General features: G+C 63.6%; 13 protein-coding genes and 1 other RNA gene. 13 read left to right on the top strand and 1 reads right to left on the bottom strand.

Annotated features, from left to right (window positions below; genetic code table 11):
• Window positions 1-96 precede the first annotated feature (96 nt).
• From CK228_RS10055 to CK228_RS10080, 6 genes are all read left to right on the top strand, one after another.
• Window positions 97-816 (top strand): DnaJ family molecular chaperone, encoded by a 720-nt coding sequence (locus CK228_RS10055; RefSeq protein ID WP_095773931.1) that lies wholly within the window; start codon window positions 97-99, stop codon window positions 814-816.
• Complete coding sequence (locus tag CK228_RS10060; RefSeq protein WP_095773932.1) at window positions 813-1568, top strand: N-acetylmuramoyl-L-alanine amidase; 756 nt, start codon at window positions 813-815, stop codon at window positions 1566-1568. Before CK228_RS10055 ends, CK228_RS10060 begins: the two co-directional genes overlap by 4 nt.
• Before the next feature lie 210 nt (window positions 1569-1778).
• Window positions 1779-2483: a transglycosylase SLT domain-containing protein gene (locus CK228_RS10065; RefSeq protein ID WP_095787734.1), complete on the top strand. Its 705-nt coding sequence runs from the start codon at window positions 1779-1781 to the stop codon at window positions 2481-2483.
• A gap of 77 nt (window positions 2484-2560) precedes the next feature.
• Window positions 2561-2960, top strand: an RNA gene (rnpB, locus tag CK228_RS10070) — RNase P RNA component class A.
• Window positions 2961-3127: 167 nt separating this feature from the next.
• Window positions 3128-3403, top strand: coding sequence for a type II toxin-antitoxin system ParD family antitoxin (locus tag CK228_RS10075; RefSeq protein ID WP_095773934.1), 276 nt, complete (start codon window positions 3128-3130; stop codon window positions 3401-3403).
• A complete protein-coding gene (locus tag CK228_RS10080) occupies window positions 3351-3695 on the top strand; it encodes a type II toxin-antitoxin system RelE/ParE family toxin (protein WP_095787735.1) in 345 nt (114 codons plus the stop codon). Before CK228_RS10075 ends, CK228_RS10080 begins: the two co-directional genes overlap by 53 nt.
• A gap of 8 nt (window positions 3696-3703) precedes the next feature.
• Here CK228_RS10080 and CK228_RS10085 read toward each other — a convergent pair whose 3' ends face one another.
• Complete coding sequence (locus CK228_RS10085; RefSeq protein ID WP_095787736.1) at window positions 3704-4819, bottom strand: cystathionine gamma-lyase; 1116 nt, start codon at window positions 4817-4819, stop codon at window positions 3704-3706.
• Window positions 4820-5225: 406 nt separating this feature from the next.
• Here CK228_RS10085 and mraZ point away from each other — a divergent pair, with 406 nt between their 5' ends.
• The 7 genes from mraZ to mraY are packed head-to-tail and all read left to right on the top strand — an operon-like array spanning window position 5226 to window position 12872.
• A complete protein-coding gene (gene mraZ, locus CK228_RS10090) occupies window positions 5226-5684 on the top strand; it encodes a division/cell wall cluster transcriptional repressor MraZ (RefSeq protein WP_095787737.1) in 459 nt (152 codons plus the stop codon).
• Window positions 5681-6697 carry a 16S rRNA (cytosine(1402)-N(4))-methyltransferase RsmH gene (rsmH, locus tag CK228_RS10095; RefSeq protein WP_095787738.1) on the top strand — a complete coding sequence of 339 codons (1017 nt, stop codon included), beginning with the start codon at window positions 5681-5683 and terminating at the stop codon, window positions 6695-6697. Before mraZ ends, rsmH begins: the two co-directional genes overlap by 4 nt.
• A 4-nt stretch (window positions 6698-6701) precedes the next feature.
• Window positions 6702-7097, top strand: coding sequence for a hypothetical protein (locus CK228_RS10100; RefSeq protein ID WP_095787739.1), 396 nt, complete (start codon window positions 6702-6704; stop codon window positions 7095-7097).
• Window positions 7094-8803: a penicillin-binding protein 2 gene (locus CK228_RS10105; RefSeq protein ID WP_095787740.1), complete on the top strand. Its 1710-nt coding sequence runs from the start codon at window positions 7094-7096 to the stop codon at window positions 8801-8803. Before CK228_RS10100 ends, CK228_RS10105 begins: the two co-directional genes overlap by 4 nt.
• A 54-nt stretch (window positions 8804-8857) precedes the next feature.
• A complete protein-coding gene (locus CK228_RS10110) occupies window positions 8858-10312 on the top strand; it encodes a UDP-N-acetylmuramoyl-L-alanyl-D-glutamate--2,6-diaminopimelate ligase (RefSeq protein ID WP_095773941.1) in 1455 nt (484 codons plus the stop codon).
• Complete coding sequence (locus CK228_RS10115) at window positions 10309-11766, top strand: UDP-N-acetylmuramoylalanyl-D-glutamyl-2,6-diaminopimelate--D-alanyl-D-alanine ligase (RefSeq protein ID WP_095787741.1); 1458 nt, start codon at window positions 10309-10311, stop codon at window positions 11764-11766. The genes CK228_RS10110 and CK228_RS10115 overlap by 4 nt, the downstream gene beginning before the upstream one ends.
• Before the next feature lie 23 nt (window positions 11767-11789).
• Window positions 11790-12872, top strand: coding sequence for a phospho-N-acetylmuramoyl-pentapeptide-transferase (mraY, locus tag CK228_RS10120; RefSeq protein ID WP_010910257.1), 1083 nt, complete (start codon window positions 11790-11792; stop codon window positions 12870-12872).
• Window positions 12873-12879: the final 7 nt, after the last annotated feature.

A 12879-nucleotide genomic window follows, 5' to 3' on the forward strand; every position in this document is an offset into this window, starting at 1 on the left:
TTTCGCGGGCCGATCCATCGATCTGTCGGGGTGGCTGTCGTTCACAACCCCGTTATTGGCTTGATAGCATGGACCGGTTCGCTCTAAGAAGCGGCCATGTCGATTTGGGACCGCCTCGGCGACTTCATCACGCGGGTATCGTCTTCAGCCTCGTCGGGCGTTGCCGATGTGGTGGAGGCCGTGCGCACGGTTTTTTCCGGCGATGCGGACCTGCGCCGCCGCGTAGCCTTTTCCGTGGCGATGATCGCGCTCTCGGCCAAGATGGCCAAGGCAGACGGCATCGTCACCCAGGATGAGGTGCGCGCCTTCCAGGAAATATTCGAAGTGCCACCCAAGGAGACGCGCAATGTCGCGCGGCTGTTCGATCTCGCCCAGCGGGACGTGGCTGGTTTCGAAACCTATGCCGAGCGCATGGCGCAATTGTGCGGTTCGGGACATTCCAATTGCGTGATGCTGGAAGACATACTCGACGGCCTGTTCCACATCGCCAAGGCCGATGGGCTGGTGCATGAACGCGAAGGCATCTTCCTGCACCGTATCGCCGAGATCTTCCGCATCGAAGAGGCGCATTACGAGTCGATCCTCGCCCGGCACGTCAATCTTGGCGCCGGCGATCCCTATGTCGTGCTCGGCATCGAGCGCGGCCGGCCGTTCGAGGAGGTCAGGAAGCGCTACCGCAAGCTGGTCTCAGACAACCATCCCGACCGGCTGATCGCGCGTGGCCTGCCGCAGGAATTCATCAAGATCGCCACCACCAGGGTCGCGGCGATCAACGCCGCCTATGAAATGATCGAGCGGGGCCTGCGGCACGCATGAGCGGCTTCCTGCCCGACGAGCCGAGCGCCGAGGTCAGGGTATCGCCGAATTTTGGGCCAAGGCGTGATGCGCTGAAACCCGACATGATCGTGCTGCACTACACCGGCATGGCGACCGGTGCCGGGGCGGAAGCCTGGCTATGCGATCCGGCGAGCGAGGTTTCATCGCACTATCTCGTGCATGAGAACGGCCACATCGTGCAGATGGTCCGGGAAAGCGACCGCGCCTGGCACGCCGGCAAGAGTTCCTGGTTCGGACGCACCGATATCAATTCCTGCTCGGTGGGCATCGAGATCGTCAATCCTGGCCATTCGCTGGGCTATGCCGGGTTTCCCCGGCGCCAGATCGAGGCGGTGATCGGCCTGTGCAAGGGAATTACCGCGCGGCATGCGATCCCCGCCATGCGGGTGCTGGCGCATTCCGACGTGGCACCGGGCCGTAAGATCGATCCGGGCGAGAAGTTCCCGTGGGCCGCCCTGTTCATGGCCGGCGTCGGTCATCTCGTGCCGGCCGCACCCATCAGGCGCGGAACCGCGCTGAAGCCCGGCGACAGCGGCACCGATGTCGAGGCGTTGCAGTCCATGCTGACGCTCTATGGCTATGGCGTCGAGATATCGGGTGTTTTCGACCATCAGACGCGGATTGTCGTCGAGGCGTTCCAACGGCATTTTCGACCCCGTCTGGTCGACGGGCTGGCTGATGGCTCGACCATGCGCACGCTGCAGAAGTTGCTTGCCTCGGTGAGCGGATAACGCGGGGGCAAGGCGCCGCCCAAGTAATCTTTTTCCCTGTCAGGTTACAAACTGTCACTTAAAGTGACTTGCCCCGCCTTCATTGGCGCCAATTCGGGCATCAAAGGGCAATTCGTACAGTTTGTCGGATCTCCAGCCCCCGGATGTTCCGCTATTTATCAAGCAGCGCCACGTGAATATCTTCGCGTGGTCCAGACAGAACAGGATCACATGCAGAAATTGACCGTTGTAACGGCAGCTCTTGCTGCCGGCGTAGTGACTTTTGCCTTCAGCGCGGCTGATGCCGCGACATGGAGCCCCCGGGCCGATCAGGGGCTCGTCGCGGTGACCAAGGGCAAGGCCACTTCAGCCAAAAGCAGCAGCAGCCTGAAGGCAACGGCGAAGCAGGCTTCCGCCAAAGTGGAAAAAGCCAGCTCGACCAAGGCGAAGAAATCCTCCGCCAAAAGACGGACGACGCGTGGCCGCAAGACCGTCGACATGACGACAACGGCATCGATCGGTCTCAGGAACGTCGCTGCGTCGACGGCAGCGGTGGCCAGCAGCGGCCAGTATTCCGCGATCGTTGCCCGCTATGCGGCAAGCTACGGCGTTCCGGTGTCGCTGGCCAACGCCGTCATCACGATCGAGAGCAACTACCGGCCGAACATGGTCGGCAGCGCCGGCGAGATCGGCCTGATGCAGATCAAGCCGGCGACGGCGCGGATGATGGGCTACAACGGTTCGGCCAAGGGCCTGTTCGATCCCGACACCAACATCAAATACGGCATGAAGTATCTCGCTCTGGCGCAGAACCTTGGCGGTGGCACGACCTGTGGCACGATCCTGAAATACAATGCCGGCCATGCCGCGACGCGGATGAACCCGATCTCGGCCGCCTATTGCAGCAAGGTCAAGGTTCAGATGGCCGCGCTTTGATAGCAAGTTGCGAGAGCCGGCGGACAAGCCGGCTTTTTCATTTGCGTTTTCCCGGCTGAACCCCTTTATACGCCTTGCCAGCTGGCTGGGCGGCCGCACTCGCAAACGCCGAAAGGCCGCGAGTGAGGAAAGTCCGGGCTCCATGGAGACACGGTGCCGGTTAATGGCCGGCGGGGGCGACCCCAGGGAAAGTGCCACAGAAAGCAAACCGCCACGACTTTGTCGGGGTAAGGGTGAAAGGGTGGGGTAAGAGCCCACCGCGCGACTGGCAACAGGAGCGGCACGGTAAACCCCACCGGGAGCAAAACCGAATAGGGGCGGTGCGAGGGGAAACCCTCGAGGGCTGTTTCCGGCTCACCGTCCGGGTAGGTTGCGTGAGGCGCATGGCAACATGCGCCCAAGATGAATGGTCGCCACGTTCTCGTCCCGCAAGGGGCGAGGGCCATACAGAACCCGGCTTACAGGCCAGCTGGCAGTTTCGTCCTCGAAGAGAAGTCCTTTGAGATCAGCAGGTTGCGCCCTCGGGCGCGCCTGTCGATTCAAGTCTTTTCGGCTATTCGCCTACAAGAACCCAGCTCGGCCTCACTTGAAGCTGGTGCGATTAAATCCTACTGTGGTCCGAGAACGATATCGGGAGCCCTATCATGGGACAGGTCGACAAGCGCAGCATCACGCTCTCGCCGGAACTGGCGCAAGCGGTGGACGACGTGGTCGCCGCCGGCGAATATGCCTCGGCGAGCGAGGTCATCCGCGATGCGCTGCGGCAGTGGAAGGACCGTCGCGATCTCTTCGGCTATACGATCGAGGAACTACGCAAGTTGGTGCAGGAAGGGATCGACAGCGGGCCGGGACGATTTGCATCGATGGATGAAATCAAGGCCGAGGCACGGAGACGCTTGCGATCTGACGACGCGGCATGAATTTTCTGCCCATCGTCCAGAACGCACGGAAGACGATCTGATCGCGATCTGGCTTCATGTTGCGCGCGACAACGAGGCCGCAGCCGATCGGCTGCTCGACCGCTTCGAGGCGCGGTGGCAGCAACTGGCTTCCTTTCCCTCCTCAGGCGCGCCACGTGACGACATTGGGCCTGGCATCCGTCATCTGGTCGTCGGCGAGTATCTCACTCTGTATCGCGTCGGCGACGCGATCGAAATTCTTCGCGTGCTGCACGGCCATCGCAACATCGAGGCCGACGACCTCGGTTCGTGATCGGCCTGTCAGGTGCTGATCCTGTCCAGCGACGTCTCGATGGCCTTCCAGAGTTCTTCCACCGGTTCGCAGCCGATCGAGAGGCGCACAAAGCCGGGCGGCACCGCATCACCTCGCTTCGAGCGCCGCTCGGCCGAAGTGTGGACGCCGCCGAAGGAGGTCGCGGCCTCTATCAATGGGCAATTGTTGATGAAATCCTCGGCCTTGTCCTCCGAGGCGAGGTCGAACGAGATGAGGAAGCCGAAGCGCTCCATCTGGGCGCGGGCGAGGTTGTGCGACGGGTCGCCGTTCAGGCCGGGAAAACGCAGGCCACGCACCGCGCGATGTTCCCTCAGCCGCTGCGCGATCGTTTCGGCGGACGAGCACATGCGGTCGAAGCGCACTTCCAGTGTTTCGAGGCCGCGATGCACCAGCCATGCCTCGAACGGCCCGGGAATGCCGCCGGCCATTGCCCGCCAGTCCGTCACCTTGGTGATGATGTCGGCGTCGCGGCTGGCGACGTGGCCGAACAGCACGTCCGAATGGCCGTTGACCGCCTTGGTGTCGGCGGAGACGACGACATCGGCGCCGAAGTCGAGCGGACGCTGGCCGAATGGCGTCATCGTCGTGTTGTCGATGACAAGGACCCCGCCTTGTTCGTGGACAGCCTTGGCAATCGCCGAGATATCGCAGATGTCCAGCCGCGGATTGGACGGGGTTTCCACGAAGACCAGCGAATAGCCTTTGAAGCCGCCGTCAAGGAAGGTTGGCGTCGGCCTGGTGTCGCAGGTGATGCCGAGCGGCTTCAGGAAGCGTTCGGCCATCGCGCGCGTCGCATGATAGCCGTCCGCCGGCAGGAGCACGCGATCGCCTGATTTCAGGAGCGCGAAAAACACCGACGAAATCGCGCCCATTCCAGAGGGAAAACTCACGCATTGCGCATCTTCCAAATGGCCGAGCACATGTTCCACGGCGCGCCAGGTTGGATTGTCGTAGCGGCCATATTGATCGAACCCGGTCTCTACACCCGGCGTGTGAAAGATCGACGCCATGGTCAGCGGCAAGGGGATCGGATCGCCACTGGCGAAATCGCGGCTGCGCAAATGAGAAAGTTCGGCGGCGCGTGACTTTGCCGTCTCGGACATGAACTCGATCCTTGTTTTTGGGCGGAAGACGTCGCTCGACGCTATGCGCGCGGGTGATCGGCGGCAAGCCAGGTCTTTTGGGCCAGCGGGCTCTAAACGCTTCGTTAGGCTTAATGGATCATAAAGACGGGACGTGCCGTAACGGCTGCTCGGATTGGTCGCGATGCGCGTGTTTATGAAGCCTATTCCCGTTGACGCCCATAGTGCCCCATGATATCCCATCAAGACATCACAGCCTTCGTTCCGCGTCAGGGTAAAGCGTACGCCAGTCGGGCAGCCGCGGCGGCTGCGCGTTTGCCGGTTTTTGCCCGTGCGGGCGAGGCTGATACGGGGCAGGGAACGCGCAGCGGCGGCGCGTGCGAGACGATGAAGAGGGGTGCGGCGGCGCAAGCGGCCGTAGCGTTTAATGGACCGGTTTCTGTCGAACACGGTGAGCAGGATCGATGCGAAGGGGCGGGTGTCCGTTCCGGCGCATTTCCGCGCCGTCGTGCAGAAGCGCGGCTATTCGGAACTCTATGCATTGCGCTGTCTGGACCTGCCGGCGATGGATGTCGGCGGGCTCGACCTGCTCGACCGCTACGAGCAGCGCATCGCGCAGGAGGATCCCTTTCTGCAGACGGCGGACGACATGTCGTTCTTCTGCCATGGCGACGGAGCGTTCCTGAAACTCGACCAGGACGGCCGCATCACGATGAGCGATTTCATTCGCGAGCATACCGGCATCTCGGCGGAGGTGGCCTTTGTCGGGCGCGGCAATTTCTTTCAGATCTGGGAGCCGGGACGGCTTGCGGCCTATGGGGCGCAGGCGCGGGCCAGGCTTTTGCGGCTTCGGCAGGGGACGAAGCCTGGGGAGCGACCGGAATGACGGTGGGCCACGGCGATGACGTCCACGCCGTTGGCGGTTCGGTCCGCCACATTCCGGTTCTCCTTGGCGAAGTGCTCGATGCCCTGGCGCCGGCGGAGGGCGACATCATCATCGACGGCACGTTCGGCGCCGGCGGCTACACCAAGGCCATTCTGGCGACCGGTGCTTCCGTCGTCGCCATCGACCGCGATCCCGACGCGATCGCCGCCGGGCGCGATCTCGAGGCACAATCGGGCGGCAGGCTGAGGCTGGTGCAGGCGCCGTTCTCGACGCTGGACGAGCATGTCGAAAGCGCCGACGGCGTCGTGCTCGACATTGGCGTGTCCTCCATGCAGCTCGACCAGGCCGAGCGCGGCTTTTCCTTCCGCTTCGACGGGCCGCTCGACATGCGCATGGCGCAGGCGGGCCTGAGTGCGGCCGATGTCGTCAACAGTTTCAAGCCGGGCGACCTTGCCCGCATCTTCGGCTTCCTCGGCGAGGAGCGTCACGCCGGCCGCATCGCCCGCATGATCGAGGCGCGCCGCGAAAAGAAGCCATTCGAGCGCACGCTGGAACTGGCCGACGCCATCGAAACGCATATCGGCCGCGCGCCGAAGGACAAGATCCACCCGGCGACCCGCGTCTTCCAGGCGCTGCGCATTTTCGTCAATGACGAACTCGGTGAACTGGCCAAGGCGTTGTTCGCGGCCGAACGCGCGCTGAAGCCGGGCGGGCGGCTCGCCGTGGTGACGTTCCATTCGCTGGAAGACCGCATCGTCAAGCGCTTCATCGCCGACCGTGCCGACGTCGCCACGGGATCACGTCACCTGCCCGAGGCGCATGCGCGCACGGCGACCTTCCGCAAGGCCGGTGGCGGCGTGACGGCTGATGATGCCGAGGTCGCTGCCAATCCGCGCGCGCGCTCAGCCAGGCTGCGCGCGGCAATCCGCACCGAGGCGCCGGCGCGCGCCGGCGATTTTTCGATTTTCGGTCTTCCAAAGCTTCCCGGCATCGATCGGCCGGGGGAGAGGTAAGCACGTGTTCCGTACCAGCGACATTGTCCTGATCGCCGTCATGGTTTCGGCGGCGGCCCTGACCTACAAGACCAAGCGCGAGGCCGAGGACCAGTTGGCGGCGGTGCAGAAGATCCACAACCAGATACGCTATGAGGAGGAGACGATCGACCTGCTCAAGGCGGACTGGAGCCTGCTCACGCAGCCGTCGCGGCTGCAGAAGCTCGCCGAACTCTACAAGTCACAGCTGGCACTCGAACCGGTCAGCGCCCGCCAGATCGTCGGCTTGGGCGACCTGCCGGCCAAGGCCCTGGACATCCAGGACATTCTGAACGGACGCCAGGGCGGCATGGCCGACAATTCCGACAAGGCGCCTGCGGACGGCAAGGATCCCGTCGTGACCGGAGGCATCGCCCAATGATCGGCAAACTGCTGAAGCGTCGCGCAAGGACGGGTGAAGACGGATCGATCGTCGTCGAGGGCGCACGCAAGGCGACCGGCGGCAAGGGCAAGGCGCGCATCGTGATGACGATGGCGGTGTTCTTCGGCATCTTCTCGACCATTTCAGGGCGGCTGGTCTATCTCGGCTTCCAGACGCCTGACCTGTCGGGGGGGCCGCAGAGCCGGATCACCGCCTCGCGGCCCGACATCGTCGACCGCAATGGCGAAGTGCTGGCGACCGACATCAAGACGGCGTCGCTGTTCGCCGAGCCGCGCCGCATCGTCGACGCCGACGAAGCCATCGAGAAGCTGTCGACGGTGCTGCCCGAGATCGATTACGAGCAGACCTACCACAAGCTCAAGAGCGGCGCCGGCTTCGTCTGGCTGCAGCGGCAGCTGACGCCCAAGCAGCAGGCCGACATCATGCAGCTCGGCATTCCCGGTTTCGGCTTCCGCACGGAGAAGCGCCGTTTCTATCCGAGCGGCGAAACCTCGTCCTACATTGTCGGCCTGACCAACATCGACAACCAGGGCATCTCCGGCATGGAGAAATATATCGACGAGCAGGGCCTGAGCGACCTGCAGGCGTCGGGCCTGGCGGTGGCCAAGGATCTCAAGCCGGTGAAGCTGTCGATCGATCTGCGCGTCCAGCATGTGGTGCGCGACGAGATTGCCGCCGGCCTGGAGCGCTATCGCGCGCTCGGCGCCGGCGCCGTCGTGCTCAACGTCAAGACCGGCGAAGTGGTGGCCATGGCCTCGGTGCCGGATTTCGATCCGAACAATCCTTACAATGCACAGGAAAAGGATCGGCTGAACCGGATGTCGGCGGGCCTCTATGAGATGGGCTCGACCTTCAAGAGCTTCACCTCGGCCATGGCGCTCGATTCCGGCAAGGCGACGATGAACAGTCGTTTCGACGCTTCGCATCCGATCCGGGTCGGCCATCAGGCCATTCACGATTTCCATGGCAAGAATCGTGTGCTGTCCTTGCCGGAGGTGTTCCTCTATTCGTCCAACATCGGGTCGGCCAGGGAGGCCGAACTGGTGGGCATCGAAGGTCACCGGGAATTCCTGCATCGTCTTGGCATCCTGGAAAGGATGCAGACCGAACTGCCGGAAGTCGCCCGCCCGACCGAACCGAAGGTCTGGAAACAGGTCAATTCGTTCACCATCGCCTTCGGCCATGGCGTATCGACGACCCCGCTCCAGGCGGCTGTCGGCTGCGCGGCACTGATGAATGGCGGCTATTTGATGAATCCGACCTTCCTGGTGCGCACGCAGCAGGAAGCGATGGCGATTGCCAAGAAAGTCGTCAACGAAAAGACGGTCGAGGGCATGCGCTACCTCTATTCGCTCAATGCCGAGAAGGGCTCGGCCAGAAACGCCAGAGTCCCCGGCTACCGCGTTGGTGGCAAGACCGGAACGGCCGAGAAGGTCATCAACGGCCGCTACTCCAAAGACCTGAATTTCAATACCTTTGTCGCCGCATTTCCAATGGACGATCCGCAATATCTGGTGTTCACGATTGCCGACGCCCCGCACCCGGAAAAGCCTGGGATGACCGACGTCGCGGCCGCGAATGCGGGGGTCATAGCGGGTAATATCATCAGGCGGTCGGCAGCCATGCTTGGCGTGAAACCAGATTTCAGCCATGAAAATGGTGCAACGTTGGTTTCCTATGAGTGATTCTTAGGGCGCGCCGGCGACTGCGCGCTATTTTATTGCGGTGAACGGAACTCGATGAAGCTCAGAGATCTAGCCGGTGTCCTGCCAGTCGAAGGAACAGCTTCCGCCGATCTGGAGGTTACCGGGATTTCGTCCGATTCCCGCCAGGTAAAACCGGGCGTCGTCTTTTTTGCGCTCGCCGGCACCAAGGCGGACGGCGCGGCCTATGCCGCCGACGCGGCCAGGCGCGGCGCGCTGGCGATCGTGACAGTCAAGGGCAGTTCCGTTGCCGAACTGCCGGTTCCTGTGCTGGCGGTCGACGATCCGCGCCTGGCGTTGGCATTGAGTGCTTCCCGCTTTTTCGGCAAGCAGCCGCAGACCATGGTGGCGGTGACCGGCACCAGCGGCAAGACCTCGGTCGCCGCCTTCACCAGGCAGATCTGGGAGCAGGCGGGCTACGCCGCGGCTTCGATCGGCACCACCGGCGTGGTGGCGCCAGGCCGCAACGAGTATGGCTCGCTGACTACGCCAGATCCCGTCGCCCTGCACCAATTGCTGCGGGAATTGGCCGATGCCGGCGTCACCCATGCTTCGATGGAAGCCTCCAGCCATGGGCTCGACCAGCGCCGTCTCGACGGCGTGAAGCTCGCCGCCGGCGGCTTCACCAATCTTGGCCGCGACCACATGGATTACCATCCGACGGTCGAGGATTATCATCGCGCCAAACTGCGCCTGTTCGACACGCTGCTGCCGAAGGGCGCGCCGGCGGTCATCTTCGCCGACGATCCGTGGTCGGCACCGACGATCCAGGCGGCGAAGGCCGCCGGGCTCAATGTGCTAACGGTTGGCCGCCATGGCGATTTCCTCACGCTGAAGCGGGTCGAGCACGAACGCCATCGCCAGCGCGCCGAGGTGGAGGCCGAGGGCGTGCTTTACGAAATCGACTTGCCGCTGGCCGGCGATTTCCAGATTTCGAACGCGCTGGTTTCTGCAGGGCTTGCCATTTCCACCGGAACACCCGTCGCCAAGGCCTTGGCCGCATTGGAAAAATTGAAGGGCGCGCCGGGGCGGCTCGACCTGGTCGGCACCACCGCCAGCGGTGCGCCGGTCTATGTCGACTACGCCCACAAGCCCGATGCGCTGGAAAACGTGCTGGCTTCGGTGCGTCCGTTCACCACCGGCCGCGTCATGGTCGTGTTCGGCTGCGGCGGCGACCGCGACCGGGGCAAAAGGCCGATCATGGGCGAAATCGCCACGCGGCTTGCGGATGTCGTCATCGTCACCGACGACAATCCACGCTCGGAAGTGCCCGAGACGATCCGCGCCGCCATTCTGGCCGCTGCCCCCGGCGCCATCGAAATCGGCGACCGGCGCAAGGCGATCCACGAGGCTGTCGGCATGCTTCATGCCGGCGACACGCTGATCGTCGCCGGCAAGGGTCATGAGGAAGGCCAGATGATCGGCTCCGAAACCCTGCATTTCTCCGACCACGAGGAAGTCCGCGCGGCGCTGCGGGAGCGTGCCGCATGAGTTTGCTGTGGACCTCCGACGCGCTGGTTGCCGCCATGGACGGGCGGCCGCTCGGGCCTATGCCCGAGGGCATATCGGGCATTTCGATCGACAGCCGCAGCCTACAGCCGGGTGACGCCTTCTTCGCCATCAAGGGCGAGGCGATGGATGGCCACGACTTCGCCACCGCGGCCATCAAGGCCGGCGCCGGTGTGCTGGTGGTGGCGGAAGGCAAGCTGCCGTCGCTCGGCCGGCTGACGGCGCCAATCATCGTCGTCGAGGATGTGCTGGTCGCGTTGGAAAAGCTTGGTGTCGCGGCGCGCGCCCGTTCCCAGGCCAAGATCATCGCGGTGACCGGTTCGGCCGGCAAGACCACCACCAAGGAAGCGCTGCGCCATGTGCTGTCGGCGGTCGGCAAGGTGCATGCCTCGGCACAGTCCTTCAACAATCATTGGGGGGTGCCGCTGACGCTGGCGCGCATGCCCGATGATTGCGACTATGCCGTGTTCGAGATCGGCATGAACCATCCCGACGAGATCCGGCCGTTGGTGAAGATGGTGCGGCCGCATGTCGCCATCGTCACCATGATCGCTGCGGCGCATCTCGGCTTCTTCCGCAATCTGGACGAGATCGCCAAGGCCAAGGCCGAGATTTTCGAAGGGCTGGAGCCCGAAGGCGCAGCCGTCCTCAACCGCGACGATGCGCGCTTCAAGCTGCTCGACAAGATGGCGCATGCCGCCGGCGTAGAGCATGTGTACGGCTTCGGCGAGAATGCGCGCTCGACCTTCAAGCTCACCAAATGCGAGTTGCATGCCGACCATTCCGACATCGCCGCTCGGATCGGCGGCCATGACATGATCGCCCGCATCGGTGCGCCCGGCCGGCACATGGTGCAGAACGTGCTGGCGGTGCTGGGCGCGGCGCAACTGGTCGGCGCCGATCTCGACAAGGTGGCCCTGGCCCTGGCCGATCTCTCGGCAGAGCGCGGTCGCGGCAAGCGCCATGTGTTGCGGCATCCCGGTGGCCCGACTTCGAGCCACCCCGGTGGCCCGATCACGCTGATCGACGAGAGCTACAATGCCAATCCGGCCTCGATGGCGGCGGCCATGGCGCTGCTCAACGCGACGCCGGTGACGGGTGAGGGGCGCCGCATCGCCGTGCTCGGCGACATGCTGGAACTCGGCGAGCATTCGGCCAAGCTGCATGCCGCCCTTGCCGATCTCATCGTTGGCACCGGCACGCAGACAGTGTTTCTCGGCGGCCCCCAAATGCGGGCACTGGCGGACGCGCTACCGGGCGACATCAAGACGGAATACCGCGCCGGCGTCGAGGAATTGAAGCCGGTGCTGCTTGCCGCGCTGAAGCCTTGCGACGTGGTGATGATCAAATCGTCGAAGGGCATCGGTTTTGCAAAACTGGTCGATGCGCTGCTGGGCAAGTACCCGGCTGAAACGACAACCAGCAAACTGACCTAGGTCAAGTCGGGGGACGAAAGCGCATGTTTACACTGCTGGTCGATTTCGCGGACAAGATCTCGGTCTTCAATGTCTTCCGCTACATCACGTTCCGCACCGGCGGGGCGCTGATCACCTCGGCGCTGATCGTCTTCATCTTTGGGCCGACCATCATCAATTCGCTGCGGCTACGGCAAGGCAAGGGCCAGCCGATCCGCGCCGACGGGCCGCAGACGCATTTCAAGAAGGCGGGTACGCCGACCATGGGCGGGCTGATGATCCTGTCGGGCATCATCGGCTCTTCGCTCCTGTGGGCGAACCTGTCGAGCATCTATGTCTGGGTGGTGCTGCTGGTGACGCTGGGCTTCGGCTCGATCGGCTTCTATGACGACTATCTGAAGGTGACCAAGCAGTCGCATCTCGGCTTCTCCGGCAAGGCGCGGCTGGGGCTCGAATTCATCATCGCCGGCATCGCCGCCTGGGTGATCATGCATAACGGCCAGGCGCCGTTCTCCTCGTCGCTGACATTTCCCTTCGCCAAGGAATTCATCATCAACCTCGGCTGGTTCTTCATCCCGTTCTCGTGCTTCGTCATCGTCGGCGCCGGCAACGCGGTGAACCTGACCGACGGCCTCGACGGACTGGCGATCGTGCCGATCATGATCGCGGCGGCGTCGTTCGGCGTCATCGCCTATCTCTCAGGCAATGCGGTGTTCGCCGAATATCTACAGATCCATTTCGTTCCCGGCACCGGTGAACTGGCGGTCGTGCTGGGCGCCGTCATCGGCGCCGGCCTCGGCTTCCTCTGGTTCAACGCGCCGCCGGCGGCGATCTTCATGGGCGACACCGGTTCGCTGGCCATGGGAGGCCTGATCGGCACGGTCGCCGTCGCCACCAAGCACGAGATCGTGCTCGTCATCGTCGGTGGCCTGTTCGTGGTCGAGATTTTGTCGGTCATCATCCAGGTCGGCTACTTCAAGATGACCGGCAAGCGCGTGTTCCTGATGGCGCCGATCCACCATCATTTCGAAAAGCTCGGCTGGACCGAGAGCCAGGTGGTGATCCGGTTCTGGATCATCGCCGTCATCCTGGCGCTGGTCGGCCTCTCCACCCTGAAGCTCAGATAGGAAGCCC

The sequence above is a fragment of the Mesorhizobium sp. WSM4312 genome (assembly GCF_002294875.1).
Classification (GTDB): Bacteria; Pseudomonadota; Alphaproteobacteria; order Rhizobiales; family Rhizobiaceae; genus Mesorhizobium.